The sequence below is a fragment of the Thalassospira australica genome (assembly GCF_000763295.1).
Classification (GTDB): Bacteria; Pseudomonadota; Alphaproteobacteria; order Rhodospirillales; family Thalassospiraceae; genus Thalassospira; species Thalassospira australica.
In genome coordinates this window covers 281,943-297,125 of sequence record NZ_JRJE01000004.1, presented here as the reverse complement: position 1 = coordinate 297,125, position 15,183 = coordinate 281,943, and the positions used below count along the sequence as shown (strand labels likewise).

The window sequence follows — 15,183 nt, the reverse complement described above, 5'->3', positions numbered from 1 at the left end:
ATCGGAGTATAGACAGGCGGCAGTGCAACTGCATAGCCCGGTTTCCCTGTTGAAACATTTAATTCTTGGTGTTGTCACACAATTGAAATCGAAATCCATATAGCGTCCGGATCGAAACGTTTTCGAACGAAACCTTCTTTTCGATATGGGATGCCGATCATGCGTAACGTTCTTCTTGCTGCCGTGGCCTCTGCCGCGATGATGTTGCCGGTTGTGGGTCAAGCTGCCGAAAAACTGGTTCTTTACACCAGCCAGCCAAACAAGGATGCCCAGACCACTGTGGATGCCTTTATGGCAGCCAACCCCGATGTTGAAGTTGAGTGGGTCCGTGATGGCACCACCAAACTGATGGCAAAACTCCGTGCGGAAATCGCAGCAGGCGATCCGCGCCCGGATGTGCTTTTGATTGCTGATATGGTCACGCTTGAAGGCCTGAAACAGGATGGGCAGCTTCAGGCTTACAAATCTTCCGAAGCCAGTGCCTATGAAGACGGGCTGTATGATCCGGAAGGTTATTATTATTCCACCAAGCTGATCACCAGCGGCATTGTTTACAACACCGCGGTCAAGGCACCGACATCCTGGAAAGACCTTGCTGATCCGGCGGTCAAAAACCAGATCGCAATGCCAAGCCCGCTTTATTCCGGTGCGGCCCTTATTCACCTGTCCACCCTGACCGAGAACAAAGACCTTGGCTGGGATTACTATCAGGCGCTGGCTGCCAACGATGCACGTGCCAAAGGGGGCAATGGCGGTACTTTCAAGGCGGTTGCATCGGGTGAAAAACCCTATGGCGTGGTTGTTGATTTCCTTGCCATTCGCGGTAAGGCCAAAGGATCGCCGGTTGATTTCGTCTTCCCGGAAGAAGGTGTGACCTATGTGACCGAGCCGGTCGCAATCATGAAAAACGCCAAGAACGTCGATGCGGCACATAAGTTCGTTGATTTCGTGCTCTCGGGTGCCGGTCAGGAACTTGTTCTTGATATGGGCTATATCCCGGCCCGCAATGACATGGCGCTTCCGGAAGGTTTCCCGGCGCGCAGCAACATCAAGCTGATGGACTTCAATCCGGCCATCGCGCTGGAACAGGCCGAAGCAAACAAAGAAAAATTCGCAGACATGTTCGGGGCTGAGTAATGCAGGCGACAGGTCGCCTTCGCGGCGTTCTGCCTGGCATGATCGCCAAACCACAAGGCAACCGGTCTTCGGACCGGTTGCTTTACTGGTTGGTGGTGCCGGTATTTATTATTTCAATTTTGCCGATCCTGCGCCTTGGCTTTGAAGGTGTGATGGTCGGTGGTGTGCCTTCGTTTGATTATTTTCGCGACGTGCTGGGCAGTTCATCGACCTGGCGCGCCACGGGCAACAGTCTTTATACCGCAGGCCTTGGGACAATCATTTCCATTTTGATCGGCGGGTCTTTTGCCTTTTTGGTCGCACTGACCGATATCCGGGCCAAGGCGGCATTGGTGTTCTGTTTCATGATCCCGATGATGATCCCGCCACAGATCACAGCCCTTAGCTGGGTGCAATTGACCGGACCCAGCAGTGCGCTTTTAAACGCCATTGGCATGGCCCCACCAATGGGATCGCCCCAGCCGCTTTATTCCGCAGAAGGCATTGCCATGCTGCTGGGTATTCAGCATGCGTCCATCGTGTTTCTGACCTTGCGGGCAAACTTGCGCATGTTGCCGCGCGAACAGATCGAAGCCGCCCGTCTGGCCGGTGCGCGTGGTGGGCGGTTGTGGTGGCAAATTATCTTGCCGCTGACCAGCCCCGGTTTGATTGCCGGGACCGCCATGGCGTTTGTCACCGCCCTTGGCAATTTTGGGATCCCGGCGATGCTGGGCATACCGGCCGGTTATCAGACCCTGCCGACGCTTATTTATCAGAAGCTTGCCGGGTTTGGTCCATCGGTTTTGGGTGAAGTATCGGTTCTGGCGATGCTGATCGGGGCGATTGCGATTTGCGGCGTGGCGCTGCATCACCGTTTGCTGTCCAAGCGTGACTATCGCCTGATGGGGATGGTTGGGCGACCGCTGGATGTAAAGCTTGGTGCGCGCCGGACGTTGGTTGAAACCACCCTTTGGGCGGTGTTGGTCGGCATTCTTGTTATTCCGCTTCTGGCGCTGTTTACGACCGCGCTGGTTCCGGCCTTTGGCGTCAAGCTGACATTTGCCAATGCGACGTTTGAAGCGTTCCGCGAAGTCATGTTCGTACAGCCATCAACCATCCGCGCTTTTCAGAACAGTTTTGTTCTGTCGGTCGGGGCGGCGATCGTTTTGGTACTGCTGTGCCTGCCGCTGGCCTATGTGATGGTGCGCCGACCATCAGGCGTGACCAAGCTGATCAATCTTCTGGTCGAGGTGCCCTATGCATTGCCCGGCGTGGTTCTGGCGATTGCCTGCATTTTGCTGTTCATCCGCATTCCGCTGTTGGATGTCAGCCTGTATGGCACGCTGGGGATTATCTTCATTGCATATTTGGCGCGGTTCCTTGTGATTGCGCTGCGTCCGGTAATGAACAGCTTTACCCAGCTTGACCCCGCCCTTGAAGAGGCCGCCCAGGCCTGTGGTGCCGGATTGTCACGGCGTCTTCGTGACATTTTATTGCCGCTTGCAGCCCCGTCGGCTGCGGCCGGTGCGCTTCTGGTGTTTCTGACCGCCTTTAACGAACTGACTGTTTCCGCCCTTCTGTGGTCGGCGGGGAACGAGACGTTGGGTGTTCTTATTTTCAATTTGGATGACAGTGGCGACACCGTTCTGGCCTCGGCCGTGGCGGTTCTGGTCGTGCTGGTGGTGATCGCGCTGATGAGCTGTTTTCAGCTTGCTGCGCGTCGTTTGCCCAAAGGAGTTGTACCGTGGCAGACATAAATCTTTCGCGCATTACGAAATGCTTTGGCGATTATCGGGCGGTCAATCAGGTCTCGCTTGATATTGCCGATGGGGAATTTGTTGCCCTTTTGGGCCCGTCAGGCTGTGGCAAGACGACCCTTTTAAGGTTGCTGGCCGGGTTCGAGGAACCTGATCACGGGCAGATTTCACTGGGTGGGCAGATCATGGCAAGCCCGGAAAACGGCATCATGGTCAGTCCCGAAGACCGCAACCTTGGCATCGTGTTTCAGTCCTATGCGCTTTGGCCGCATATGACGGTTGCCCGCAATGTTGGCTATCCGCTGGAAGTGCGTGGTCTCAATCGGGCCGAGCAGGATCGCAAGATCGCCGAGGCACTCGATATCGTTGCCCTTGGCCCCTATGCCGATCGCAGTCCATCCGAACTTTCAGGTGGGCAGCGTCAGCGTGTTGCGCTCGCAAGGTGCCTTGTCATGGAACCGCGTGCGGTGCTGCTTGATGAACCGCTGGCGAACCTTGATGTGCATTTGCGTGAAACCATGCAGCAGGCCTTTCTCGATTTCCATCGCCGCACCGGGGCGACAATGATTTACGTCACCCATGATCAGTCCGAGGCCATGGCGATGGCCGACCGGATTGCCGTGATGGACAAAGGCCATATTCGCCAAATGGCAGCCCCCGAAACGCTATACCGCGAACCGGCCGATCTGATGGTGGCGGGCTTTGTCGGGGCAGGCGCGGTTTTGCCGGTACAAGACGTTTCGGTTGGATCGAACGGGGCCTGTTCGGTGCAATTGGGGGACGCACGTATTGCGGCACGCATCTGCCCGAAGCTTAACGAAAGCCAGACCAATGTGAATGTAGGCCTGTGTTTGCGGCCCGAAGACGTTTGGGTCACGGACGATGCGCCGCTACGCGGTCAGGTCGAAGATTGCGTTTATCTTGGTGGGCGGTTCCGGCTTTCGGTTCGGATTGGCGAAGGGCACAGCCTGCCGGTTTATGCCAACCGCCGGGCGCGCATCGGCGAGCAGGTCGGGCTTAAGGTATCTGATGGCTGGGTGTTTGATCGCATGGCAGGTGAGGCCGCCTGATGTCAGCCCGCATGCGTGTTCTTTCCGGGCTTGGGGAAAAAGGCCCGGCGTGTCTTCGACTTGAATTCTTTAACCGGCGCTGGCTGCTTGATTGCGGGGTGGGGCCGGAAAGCGATCAGGGATTTGATCCGGCGTGGCTGACCAAAGTTAACGCTGTTTTCATCACCCACGACCATATCGATCATATCGGGGCGGCGGATGAAATTATCGCCGCCGGTCTTCCGATTTACTGCACAGAGGTCACCGCACGGTCCCTGCCCAAGGGGGCCAATGTCATTCCCTTGCCACCTTGCGGGGAAATTCAGGTTGATGGGGTAACGGTGACCACCGGGCGCACCGGCCATTCATTTGGCGGGGTGTGGCTGCATTTCGAGCTGGGCGGCGGGGTTTTGTATTCCGGCGATTTTTGTCAGGAATCTGATTATTTTCTCTATGACGCGCCGCCTGATGCCGCGACCGTGTTGCTTGATGCGTCTTACGGTATGGAACAGCTTACCCAGCAGGTCCGCATCGACAGTCTGTTGACCACCATGACCAAGCTTGATGGGCAAATCCTGTTTCCGGTGCCGCCCAGTGGTAGGGCCGCAGAAATGGCATTGCTGTTCGAACGTCATGGGCTGACCGACTGGTCGATGGATGATCGGTGTTACGGGCAGGTCAAGCAGGTGCTTGATGACCGGGGCGCGGATTATGTTGATGGCGGTGCCATCCGGCGTTTGCGCACACTTAAAGACAAGGCAAAGCATTTTAATCCGGATGCCCGGTTGCTTTTGTGTCATGCGCCCTGTGCGACCTTTGGCAAGGCGCGTGAACTGATTGATACATGGAAGGCCGCTGGTCGGATGGGATCAAGTGCGCATGTGATCTTTACCGGTTTCATGCCGATTGAGGCGCGTAAAATGGTGGAAAAGGGCCATGCGCATTTTCGGCGCTGGAATGTGCATCCCTTGGCAAACCATGTGATCGAGCTTGCCAACCAATGCCATGCGATGCAGGTCGTGCCGCTTTTCACCAGCCGGCCAGAGGATTTTGGACTTGTCGACGGGTTTGACGGGCGGCTACAGCTTGCGGATCGGTTCTATTTATAATGCTTTTGGTTTTTCAAAACGGTGATGCCTGATCATGATCTATGCCGCTGAAAAGTTCGACTTCCCCGAAGTGCCGTTTGTTTTCATTCGACACGGGGAAACCGATGCCAACCGGGCCGGGATCATTGCCGGGTCAAACGAACCGCCGCTCAATGATACCGGGCGCGAACAGGCCGTTGCAATCGCCCCCCTGTTGGCGATCACAAAGTGGCATACCGTTTATGTCAGCCCGCAGGATCGCGCCCGCACGACAGCACAATTGGCCTTGCCCGACTATGAGGCCAAGGTTCTTGATGGCCTGCGCGAACGGCACTGGGGGGATCTTGAAGGCCGCCCGATATCCGAACTTTGCCCGCGTTTTGACACCCCGCCAAACGGCGAAGGGTTCGATGCCATGTGTCAGCGGGTGTCCTTTGCCATGCAGCAGGCCCTGGCCGAGGTCAGCGACGATTTGACTGTGATTGTTGCCCATTCGGGCGTGGCGCGCTGCATTCTTTACATGACCGGCTTTGACGCCGACGGGCCGCGTGTGCCCAACGCCACCCCGATCCTGTTTCGCCCAAGTGCTGATGGTTGGACCTATGAAAATCTGACCGAAGAATTGATCAAGGAGATTTCCGCGTGAGTGAACCCAAAACCCGTGATGCGCGTGATGCCAGAGACGCTGTGGTGTTTGATATGGATGGCACACTGGCGCATTTTGATGCCGATGAGTTGGGGCATCTGGTTCATGGCGTGGAGAAGCAATGGGATGCATTCTTTGATGCGATGGATCAGGCCAGGCCGATTGAAAACATCGAACGCCTGTTGCGCATCCTGCATGCATCGGGCCATGCGATCCTGATCTGTTCAGGCCGCCCCGCCGGATGGCAGCATCGATCAGAAGCCTGGCTGCGCGCCCATGACATTCCCTTTGATGGCATGTATTTGCGCCCCGAAGACGCTGATCACCGTAGTGATGAAGAGGTCAAGGAAGACCTGCTGGCCAAAATCATCGACGATGGCTTCAACCCGTGGCTGGTGGTGGATGATCGCAGACGGGTGGTCGATAAATGGCGCGATATGGGGTTGACCTGTTTGCAATGTGCGCCCGGTGAATTCTAGGTCTGACTTTTAATCCTCATACAAATAAAGGCACACAAAAAAGACCGGCCATGATCTCTCATGCGCTGGTCTTTTTATTCTTCACTTTTTTTGAATAATCGAGACTATTATTCAAAAAGTTTTATATATTCCCCATACCCTTCGGCCTCAAGATCCTCTATCGCGATGAAGCGAAGGGATGCCGAATTGATGCAATAGCGCAATCCGCCGCGATCCTGCGGTCCATCGGGAAAGACGTGGCCCAGATGGCTGTCGCCGTGTTTGGATCGGACCTCGATCCGGCGCATGCCATGTGTGGTGTCTTCCTTGGCGACCACATGGTCGGTTTCGACGGGCTTTACAAAGCTTGGCCAGCCACAGCCGCTGTCGAACTTGTCGCGCGATGTAAACAGCGGCTCGCCCGAGACGATATCGACATAAAGCCCGTCTTCCTTGTGATCCCAGAAATCATTGCGAAACGGCGGTTCCGTGCCGTTTTCCTGCGTCACATGATATTGTTCTGGCGAAAGGTCGCGGAGGGCATCCGGGTCTTTTTGGTATTTGCTCATGTCGGTCACTTCACATCATTGGGGATCGTTAATCGTAAAATTCCTGTTTCCAAAGATGGGCGGAATATCGAACTTGTCCAGTAACTTCACAGCGAAGTGAGGTTTGGTGCAGGGCGCATTACCCCTGACACCACGGCTGCCGTTTTGTTTTGCCGTCATAGGGGCGGGCAAGACCATTGTAAATCAGCTCAAGATCAAGCGGGCTGCCATCAACGCGCACAGAGGCGACAACCCGCCCGCCATAGCGGCCCCATTCCGGTTCACAGAATGTAACAGACCGGGCGGATTTAAGGCGTTCACGGGCAAAATCACGTGCCTTTTGCGCCAGTTGTTTTTCATCTTCGCATTTACCCCGGATTTCCGGCGTATCGACGCCGCGCACGCGCACCGACATATTGGCTATTTCGCGGGGCAGGCCGGGAACGGCGACATAGATTGTATCGCCATCATAGGCATATGCACCGCGATATTCGCGCAGGGGCCAGTCATAGCAGGCTGCCTGGGCGGTCTGTGTGATGGTGGTTGCACCGGTGGCAATCAGGGTGGCGGTTGCAACTGTCTGAAAAAAGGTATGGGGCAATTTGAGGGGCATATGTGCATCTTTGGTGGTTGGGGGCAAAACGCCTTTAAATTCGTATGGCGGCGCCGGTGATTTGAATGGGTTTTGACCCTAAAGTTTCAGGCGTGACAGGATTTGGGCGGCGCGTTGTTCGACCGAGCCTTTACGGACTTCGATCAGGTCATAGCCGCATTGGGCATAAACCCGGCAGAGCACGACATATGTTCTGACGGCGTCAGAGAAACTTTGTGTGCGCGCGTCATCGGGTTTGTAGATGTCGGACCAGGGCGGCAAGACAAACGCCATCTTGTGATAGCGATAGGTGTTGATCGCACGGTGTAATCCCGGGTCATCGTCAAGGCCGGAAATTTGACGGTGTGCCAGGGTGTCGGGCAATCCGCGATCGCAGAAAACCGTGCGTGGATGGGCTTGTATGGCATCTTGCCAAGCCCGGATGGAGCGACGGTACATCAAACCGGCATAGGCGTCGTTATCGGCCCATGGCAAGGCATTGCCGCCACGTTCCTGCTGTTCTTCGATGATGGCACGTGCCACTTCGGGGCTGGTGTCAAAGCCCCGTTCATGAAGATGATTGATCAAGGTGGTTTTGCCTGCACCGGGACCACCGGTGATGACGACAAGGTTGGATGTGATGGGCGTTTGCATTCGTGTTGATCTCCGCACGCCGGGGTTCTGACCGGGTATTGCGGCAAGGAGATGGCAATTTTGTTGTTGGTTTTGGGCTTGCGCCGGGATGGCGCAAGGTCGTGTTTAAGGATGCGCCTTTTAGCGCGTTGACCGGGCGTGTCAACGCCAAAGGAAACTGGCCCAAAGCACGTATGTATCAGGCGTTGCGTTCGCCAAGCGGCTTTTCAATCCGGGCCAGAATATGATCCGACACCAATTGGGCAGAGGGCGAAAGCCGATGGCCGCGCGCGGTAATCAGGCTATAGGGTTTGATTTCAATCGCCCCGTCAAAGGGAAGTTCGGTAATCAGCCCGCCACTGGTCAGCAGAGTTGTGACTTCCTCGGCCATCGGGGCGATTGAATCTGTGTCTGAAAGGGTCGCCAGAGTCACCAGAAGGGACGCCGAGTTCAGGCTGGAATGGGGCAGGGGCAGATGACGGGAAATAAACACATCCTCGATGGTGCGGCGCATGAGGTTGCCGGGCGGTGGTAAAATCCATTCAAACTGGGCAAGCCGTTCCAGGGTGATGGGTTTGTTGTTTGCCAGAAGGGGATGGCCGGTTCGCACCATCAGGCGGATTTTCTCGCTTCTGATTTCGCGAATGTTAAACAGGCGCGGGTCCATGTCCTCAGGCACGCGGCCAATGACAAAGTCATGATCACCCGCCAGCAAATCCTTGATCAAAAGATGCGACGGGCCAACCCCGACATGGGCTTCAAGCAGCGAGTTTACCGACTGAACGCTTCGGATGGCGGGCACAACAAGGTCAACGGCCGCTGCTGTTACCGCCCCGACAAAAACCGTGCCGCCGCCATGTTTGATGTCTTCGATTTCGCGTTCGGCTTCGCGGATTTCTATCAACATGCTGCGCGCACGCCGTGCCAAGGCCCGCCCGGCATTGGTCATTTCAATGCCACGTGCGCTGCGCACGCAAAGTCTGGCCTCCAAAATGCCTTCCATCTCAGACAATAGTCTAGAGGCCGCCGGTTGAGATGTTTTGAGCATCTCGGCGGCAAGACTGATCTGACCTGTTTCCTCCATGGCGACGATCATGCGCAGGTGACTGAGCTTCAAGCCGCGCTGAAACAGGTTTCCCGACCTGAACAGCAGCGATTTCGCCGAGCTTAGCGGTTGATTGATCGACGTTTTTGCCACGGTGTTTTCTCCCTTCGTGGTGATTTTAGTATATCATTTTTGATATGCAAGTTTCGAAATTGTTTATTTGATTGTTATGTGTCGCGTCTGAATAATGGCGCCGTGTCCTTTGGGAAATGGGATGCAATATCAATGGAAAACAAAGACACGACATATGCGGGCCCAAAAGCCTGACAAAGTCGGGCACAGAAAAATGGCTGGTATGCCGTGTCTTGTAGGGAGGATAGCTATGAAACGTCTCAGTGCCGTAATGGCAGGGGTCGCATTTGGTGCGGCTGCAATGATGAGCCCGATGATTGCCGGTGGGTACGCCCATGCCGATGAAAAAGGTTATGTCGGGATCGCAATGCCGACCAAATCTTCGGCACGCTGGATTTCTGACGGCAACTCGATGGTCGAGCAGTTCGAAGCTGCTGGTTATAAAACCGACCTTCAATACGCAGAAGACGACATTCCGAACCAGCTTTCCCAGATCGAAAACATGATCGTCAAGGGCGTTGATGTTTTGGTGATTGCTGCAATTGACGGTACGACGCTTTCGAATGCGCTGGAAAATGCCAAGGCTTCGGGCATCAAGGTTTTTGCCTATGACCGCCTGATCGTTGAAAGCCCGAATGTCGATTATTATTCCACGTTTGATAATTTCCAGGTCGGCGTTCAGCAGGCGACCTCGCTGGTGAACGGTTTGGCTGATGCCGGTGACCCGCCTTATAACGTCGAACTGTTTGGCGGGTCGCCTGACGATAACAACGCATATTTCTTCTATAATGGTGCAATGTCGATCCTGCAGCCGCTGATCGATAGCGGCGACATCGTGATCAAGTCCGGCCAGATGGGCATGGACACCGTCGGTACCCTGCGCTGGGATGGTGCTGTTGCACAGGCGCGTATGGATAACCTTCTTTCGGCGCATTACACCGACGAAGAAGTCGATGGTGTTCTGTCACCGTATGACGGTTTGTCGATTGGTATCCTGTCTTCGCTCAAGGGCGTTGGTTATGGTTCCGGCGACATGAAAATGCCGATCGTAACCGGTCAGGATGCGGAACTGCCGTCGATCAAATCGATCCTTGCGGGGGAACAGTATTCCACGATCTTCAAGGATACCCGTGAACTGGCGCGTGTTACCGTTTCCATGGTCGATAGTGTCCTTGCTGGCGAAAAACCGACCGTCAATGACACGGAAACCTATGACAATGGTGTTAAGGTTGTTCCTTCCTACCTGCTTGAGCCGATCATGGTTGATAAGTCCAACTGGGAAGAAATCATCCTTGGTAGCGGTTACTACACTGAAGACGAAGTGAAGTAAGTCGCGACGATCATTGGAACCCGGCGCGCTGTTTTTTGACAGATTGCCGGGTTCCTGTTTCTTTTCGGTACTGTAAGGGCAGGCGCGCCCGACTGGTTTTCCAGAACAACAAAGACCAAGCAGATCAAGGCGCCGTTGGGAAACCAACGGCAGTGGGAGGACCGGATGGATACCATCCTGGAAATGAAGAACATCACCAAGACCTTTCCCGGTGTGAAGGCGTTGGATGATGTCAGCCTGAAAGTCGAACGTGGAGAAATCCACGCGCTTTGCGGCGAGAATGGCGCAGGCAAGTCCACCCTGATGAAGGTGTTGAGCGGGGTTTATCCGCACGGAACCTATGACGGTGACATCCTTTATGACGGTGGCGTACAGGAATTCAAGGATATCCGCGACAGTGAAGATCGCGGGATCATCATTATTCACCAGGAACTGGCACTGGTGCCGCTTCTGTCGATTGCCGAGAATATCTTTCTTGGCAACGAAATGAGCGAAAACGGCATTGTGAACTGGCCTGCGACCTTTGCGCGCACCGGTGAACTGCTCAAAAAGGTCGGGCTCAAGGAAAATCCAGCAACGCTTGTGACCAACATCGGTGTTGGTAAACAGCAGCTGGTTGAAATTGCCAAGGCGCTGTCGAAAAAGGTGAAGCTCCTTATTCTTGACGAGCCGACCGCAAGCTTGCAGGAAAATGACAGCCAAAAGCTGCTCGACCTGTTGCTGGAATTCAAGGCACAGGGCATTACCTCGATCCTGATTTCGCACAAGCTTAATGAAATCAACCGGGTTGCCGACCGCATCACCATCATTCGCGATGGCAAGGCGATTTCGACCCTTGATGCGCGTGGCGGTAAAATCACCGAAGACGATATCGTCAAGGACATGGTCGGGCGCGATATGGCGCATCGTTACCCGGAACGCACACCCAACATCGGCACCGACAAACTGATGGAAGTCCGCAACTGGTCGGCAACCCATCCGTTGCATCCCGAACGCAAGGTCGTTGATAACGTCAATATTGATGTTGCCGCCGGCGAGGTTGTCGGGATTGCCGGTCTGATGGGGGCCGGGCGCACAGAGCTTGCCATGAGCATCTTTGGTCAGTCCTATGGCACCGAGATTTCCGGCGAAGTTCTGATCAATGGCAAACCAGTCGATGTGTCGACGGTTGAAAAGGCGATTGAATCGGGTCTTGCCTATGTCACTGAAGACCGCAAGGAAATGGGTCTGATCCTTGAAGAAAGCATCACGACCAATATCACACTGGCCAATCTGGATGGTGTGGCGGAAAACGGTGTCCTCAATGATGGGGCAGAACGTTCAGTTGCCGAGGAATACCGCGAAAAAATCAACATTCGTACGCCCAATGTTGCGCAGAAGGTCATGAACCTTTCAGGCGGTAACCAGCAGAAAGTCGTTTTGTCGAAATGGCTGTTTGCGGCACCGGAGGTTCTGATCCTGGATGAGCCAACACGCGGCATTGATGTTGGTGCGAAATACGAAATTTACACGATTATCAACCAGCTGGCAGCCGACGGTAAGGGGGTCATAATGATCTCGTCGGAAATGCCGGAGCTTCTGGGCATGTGTGATCGCATCTATGTGATGAACGAAGGTGAGATCAAAGGGCAGCTTGCGGCGAAAGACGCAAGTCAGGAAGCAATCATGCGCATGATCCTGAAGGCGTGAGGGACGAACAATGACGGATACTGAAACCAAATCAATCGGCTACTACTTGCGCACCCATATTCGCGAATACGGTATGGTTGTTGCGCTTGTTGCCATTCTTGCATTTTTCCAGGTTCTGACCGATGGCATCATGCTCAAACCGGTCAATCTGACCAATCTGTTCCTGCAAAACAGCTACATCATCATCATGGCTGTTGGCATGTTGCTGGTGATCGTCGGGGGGAATATTGACCTGTCGGTTGGCTCGGTCGTTGGCTTTATCGGTGCGCTTGCCGCGGTGATGATTGTTAATTGGGACCTGCCGACGGTGTTTGTTGTACCGGCATGTCTGGTGGTTGGTGCCATCATTGGTGCGGCCCAAGGGTATTGGGTGGCCTATTGGCGCATTCCGTCCTTTATTGTGACACTGGCGGGGATGCTGGTTTTCAAGGGGCTTACACTTGCGCTTCTGGGTGGGGCATCGGTCGGGCCGTTCCCGGATGTGTTTCAGGGCATGTCATCGGGCTTTATTCCCGACTTCTTTGGTGGCTTGATCGAAGGCCGGTTTAACCTCTTCTCGATGACGCTGGGTGTGGCACTGGCCGCGATCCTGCCGATCATCGGCCTGCGTTCGCGGGCCAAGCAGGCGAAGTTTGCCGCTGTCGAGGAACCGATGGTGGTCTTTGTCACCAAACATGCGGTTGCCGGTATCGCGATCCTGTTTGTGACCTATTTGCTGTCAACCTATCGCGGTTTGCCAAATATTCTGGTGATCATGGCGGTTCTGATTGCGATCTTTACCTTCCTTACCAACAGCACGACCCTTGGTCGTCGCATCTATGCGCTGGGTGGTAACGAGAAGGCGGCCAAGCTTTCGGGCATCAATACCAAGCGCCTGACTTTCTTTACCTTTGCCAATATGGGCATGCTGGCAGCCCTTGCCGGCTTGGTCTTTGCTGCGCGTTTGAATACGGCAACGCCGAAAGCGGGTCTTGCGTTCGAGCTTGACGTGATTGCGGCCGTCTTCATTGGCGGTGCATCAATGTCTGGCGGTGTTGGCAAGGTGATTGGTGCGGTTGTGGGCGCACTGATCATGGGGGTCATGAATAACGGGATGTCGATCATTGGTGTCGGTATTGACTGGCAGCAGGTGATTAAGGGGCTCGTGCTTTTGGCTGCTGTGATCTTTGACGTCTATAACAAGAATAAGGCCTAACAATACGATGACGGGGAACGGTGCAGATATGGGACCCACCAGCCAGAGACGCCAACTGGTTGCCACACTGTACTGTTCCCTGTCTTTGACGCAGTCGCGCCACCTGCTGTTTGCGGGTCCGTCACGACAATAACGAAAAAAGGAAAACGGGCATGACAAAGTTCAAACCGGCACCTTGGCCGCGTACCTTGCGGTCACAAGAAGGCTGGTTCGGCGGAACCAGCAAGGACAACATCTATCACCGCAGCTGGATGAAGAATCAGGGGCTGCCGTCCGATCTGTTTGATGGGCGACCGGTGATCGGCATTTGCAACACCTGGTCGGAACTGACCCCGTGTAATGCCCATCTGCGTGATCTTGCCGAACGCGTCAAACACGGCATTTACGAAGCCGGTGGCCTGCCGCTTGAATTTCCGGTTTTCTCGACCGGGGAGAGCACCCTTCGTCCAACCGCGATGATGTTCCGTAATCTGGCGTCAATGGATGTCGAGGAAATGCTGCGCGGAACACCGCTTGACGGCGTCGTGCTTATGGTCGGCTGCGATAAAACAACTCCGTCGCTTTTGATGGGGGCGGCCAGTGTTGACATCCCGGCAATCGTTGTGACCGGCGGGCCGATGCTTAATGGTAAATGGCGCGGCGAAGATATCGGGTCGGGGACCTCGCTTTGGCAACTTGCCGAGGACCGCAAGGCGGGCAACATCAGCACCGAAGATTTCCTTGAAGCGGAAATTGCCATGTCGCGTTCGCCCGGATCCTGCAACACCATGGGCACGGCATCAACCATGGCCAGCATGGCAGAAGCCCTTGGCATGGCGCTTTCGGGCAATGCGGCAATCCCGGCGGTTGACAGTCGCCGTCGCGTGATGGCGCATATCACCGGGCGCCGGATTGTTGATATGGTCAAGGATGACCTGAAGCCATCCGATATCATGACCAAGGAAGCGTTCGAAAACGCCATCCGCGTCAATGGTGCAATTGGCGGCTCGACCAATGCGGTGATCCATCTTTTGGCGATTGCCGGACGTCTGGGCATTGATCTGTCGCTTGACGATTGGGATCGTCTGGGCCGTGATATCCCGACGATTGTGAACCTGCAGCCATCTGGCAAATACCTGATGGAGGAGTTTTTCTATTCCGGTGGTTTGCCTGTGGTGATCAAGGCGCTGGCTGAGGCCGGAAAGCTTCACAATGATGCGCTGACGGTTTCGGGTGACACCATGTGGGATCAGGTCAAGGATGTGCGCAACTGGAACGAGGACGTTATTCGCCCGTTCGAGAAGGCCCTGACCGAAAGCGGCGGTATTGCCGTTGTCAAAGGCAACCTTGCGCCAAACGGGGCTGTGCTTAAACCATCGGCAGCCACCCCGGAGCTTCTGACTCATCGCGGTCGTGCCGTGGTGTTTGAAGACATCGATGACTATAAGGCCAAGATCTATGACGAGGATCTTGATATCGATGAAACCTGCATCATGGTTTTGAAAAACTGCGGTCCGAAAGGCTATCCGGGCATGGCAGAGGTCGGCAATATGGGCCTGCCGCCCAAGGTGCTTCGCAAGGGCATCACCGATATGGTGCGTATTTCCGATGCGCGTATGAGCGGCACGGCCTATGGCACCGTGGTGCTGCATACCTCGCCCGAAGCTGCGGCAGGTGGGCCGTTGGCCGTGGTTCAGAATGGCGACATGATCGAACTTGATGTGCCCAACCGCCGCCTGCACCTTGATATCAGCGATGAAGAACTGGCCCAACGCCTGAAAGACTGGAAAAGCACCGTTCCGGTTCCGGCAAGTGGCTATGCATCGCTGTATTACAAATCAGTGATCGGTGCAGACAAGGGGGCCGATTTCGACTTCCTTGTTGGTCATCGCGGCAAGGCCATTCCGAAAGACAGTCACTGATCCT

General features: G+C 55.0%; 14 protein-coding genes. 10 read left to right on the top strand and 4 right to left on the bottom strand.

Going from position 1 to position 15,183, the window contains the following annotated elements; translation table 11 throughout:
• Nucleotides 1–159: 159 nt before the first annotated feature.
• From JF44_RS0104035 to JF44_RS0104010, 6 genes are read left to right on the top strand one after another with little or no spacing between them, the layout of a single operon-like run.
• Entirely contained in the window at nt 160–1,137 is a 978-nt protein-coding gene (locus JF44_RS0104035; RefSeq protein WP_202901476.1) for an ABC transporter substrate-binding protein, read from the top strand.
• Nucleotides 1,137–2,873: an ABC transporter permease gene (locus JF44_RS0104030; protein WP_033067641.1), complete on the top strand. Its 1,737-nt coding sequence runs from the start codon at nt 1,137–1,139 to the stop codon at nt 2,871–2,873. Before JF44_RS0104035 ends, JF44_RS0104030 begins: the two co-directional genes overlap by 1 nt.
• A complete protein-coding gene (locus JF44_RS0104025) occupies nt 2,861–3,943 on the top strand; it encodes an ABC transporter ATP-binding protein (protein ID WP_033067640.1) in 1,083 nt (360 codons plus the stop codon). Before JF44_RS0104030 ends, JF44_RS0104025 begins: the two co-directional genes overlap by 13 nt.
• Nucleotides 3,943–5,031, top strand: coding sequence for an MBL fold metallo-hydrolase (locus JF44_RS0104020; protein ID WP_033067639.1), 1,089 nt, complete (start codon nt 3,943–3,945; stop codon nt 5,029–5,031). Before JF44_RS0104025 ends, JF44_RS0104020 begins: the two co-directional genes overlap by 1 nt.
• A gap of 34 nt (nt 5,032–5,065) precedes the next feature.
• Nucleotides 5,066–5,656 (top strand): histidine phosphatase family protein, encoded by a 591-nt coding sequence (locus JF44_RS0104015; protein ID WP_033067638.1) that lies wholly within the window; start codon nt 5,066–5,068, stop codon nt 5,654–5,656.
• Nucleotides 5,653–6,135, top strand: a complete 483-nt coding sequence (locus JF44_RS0104010) for a phosphatase domain-containing protein (protein WP_033067637.1) — start codon at nt 5,653–5,655, stop codon at nt 6,133–6,135. The genes JF44_RS0104015 and JF44_RS0104010 overlap by 4 nt, the downstream gene beginning before the upstream one ends.
• Before the next feature lie 107 nt (nt 6,136–6,242).
• On the opposite strand, the gene msrB is transcribed toward JF44_RS0104010, so the two are convergent.
• From msrB to JF44_RS0103990, 4 genes are all read right to left on the bottom strand, one after another.
• Nucleotides 6,243–6,683 carry a peptide-methionine (R)-S-oxide reductase MsrB gene (msrB, locus tag JF44_RS0104005; RefSeq protein ID WP_033067636.1) on the bottom strand — a complete coding sequence of 147 codons (441 nt, stop codon included), beginning with the start codon at nt 6,681–6,683 and terminating at the stop codon, nt 6,243–6,245.
• A 118-nt stretch (nt 6,684–6,801) separates the two neighbouring features.
• Nucleotides 6,802–7,275, bottom strand: coding sequence for a thermonuclease family protein (locus tag JF44_RS0104000; RefSeq protein WP_081944324.1), 474 nt, complete (start codon nt 7,273–7,275; stop codon nt 6,802–6,804).
• A gap of 78 nt (nt 7,276–7,353) precedes the next feature.
• Complete coding sequence (locus JF44_RS0103995; protein ID WP_033067635.1) at nt 7,354–7,908, bottom strand: AAA family ATPase; 555 nt, start codon at nt 7,906–7,908, stop codon at nt 7,354–7,356.
• A gap of 178 nt (nt 7,909–8,086) precedes the next feature.
• Nucleotides 8,087–9,085, bottom strand: a complete 999-nt coding sequence (locus tag JF44_RS0103990; RefSeq protein ID WP_033067634.1) for a LysR family transcriptional regulator — start codon at nt 9,083–9,085, stop codon at nt 8,087–8,089.
• 229 nt (nt 9,086–9,314) lie between these two features.
• Between JF44_RS0103990 and chvE the strand changes: the two genes are divergently transcribed.
• The 4 genes from chvE (at nt 9,315) to araD (ending at nt 15,179) form a co-directional block, all read left to right on the top strand.
• Complete coding sequence (chvE, locus tag JF44_RS0103985; protein WP_033067633.1) at nt 9,315–10,394, top strand: multiple monosaccharide ABC transporter substrate-binding protein; 1,080 nt, start codon at nt 9,315–9,317, stop codon at nt 10,392–10,394.
• A gap of 165 nt (nt 10,395–10,559) precedes the next feature.
• Nucleotides 10,560–12,083 (top strand): multiple monosaccharide ABC transporter ATP-binding protein, encoded by a 1,524-nt coding sequence (mmsA, locus tag JF44_RS0103980; RefSeq protein WP_033067632.1) that lies wholly within the window; start codon nt 10,560–10,562, stop codon nt 12,081–12,083.
• Nucleotides 12,084–12,093: 10 nt separating this feature from the next.
• Nucleotides 12,094–13,278, top strand: a complete 1,185-nt coding sequence (mmsB, locus tag JF44_RS0103975) for a multiple monosaccharide ABC transporter permease (RefSeq protein ID WP_033067631.1) — start codon at nt 12,094–12,096, stop codon at nt 13,276–13,278.
• A gap of 152 nt (nt 13,279–13,430) precedes the next feature.
• Nucleotides 13,431–15,179, top strand: coding sequence for an L-arabinonate dehydratase (araD, locus tag JF44_RS0103970; RefSeq protein ID WP_033067716.1), 1,749 nt, complete (start codon nt 13,431–13,433; stop codon nt 15,177–15,179).
• Nucleotides 15,180–15,183 lie beyond the last annotated feature (4 nt).

Coding starts and splice junctions, on each gene's coding strand:
- JF44_RS0104035 (WP_202901476.1), top strand. CDS start 160: ATGCGTAACGTTCTTCTTGCTGCCGTGGCCTCTGCCGCGATGATGTTG.
- JF44_RS0104030 (WP_033067641.1), top strand. CDS start 1,137: ATGCAGGCGACAGGTCGCCTTCGCGGCGTTCTGCCTGGCATGATCGCC.
- JF44_RS0104020 (WP_033067639.1), top strand. CDS start 3,943: ATGTCAGCCCGCATGCGTGTTCTTTCCGGGCTTGGGGAAAAAGGCCCG.
- JF44_RS0104015 (WP_033067638.1), top strand. CDS start 5,066: ATGATCTATGCCGCTGAAAAGTTCGACTTCCCCGAAGTGCCGTTTGTT.
- msrB (WP_033067636.1), bottom strand. CDS start 6,683: ATGAGCAAATACCAAAAAGACCCGGATGCCCTCCGCGACCTTTCGCCA.
- JF44_RS0104000 (WP_081944324.1), bottom strand. CDS start 7,275: ATGCCCCTCAAATTGCCCCATACCTTTTTTCAGACAGTTGCAACCGCC.
- JF44_RS0103995 (WP_033067635.1), bottom strand. CDS start 7,908: ATGCAAACGCCCATCACATCCAACCTTGTCGTCATCACCGGTGGTCCC.
- chvE (WP_033067633.1), top strand. CDS start 9,315: ATGAAACGTCTCAGTGCCGTAATGGCAGGGGTCGCATTTGGTGCGGCT.
- mmsA (WP_033067632.1), top strand. CDS start 10,560: ATGGATACCATCCTGGAAATGAAGAACATCACCAAGACCTTTCCCGGT.
- mmsB (WP_033067631.1), top strand. CDS start 12,094: ATGACGGATACTGAAACCAAATCAATCGGCTACTACTTGCGCACCCAT.
- araD (WP_033067716.1), top strand. CDS start 13,431: ATGACAAAGTTCAAACCGGCACCTTGGCCGCGTACCTTGCGGTCACAA.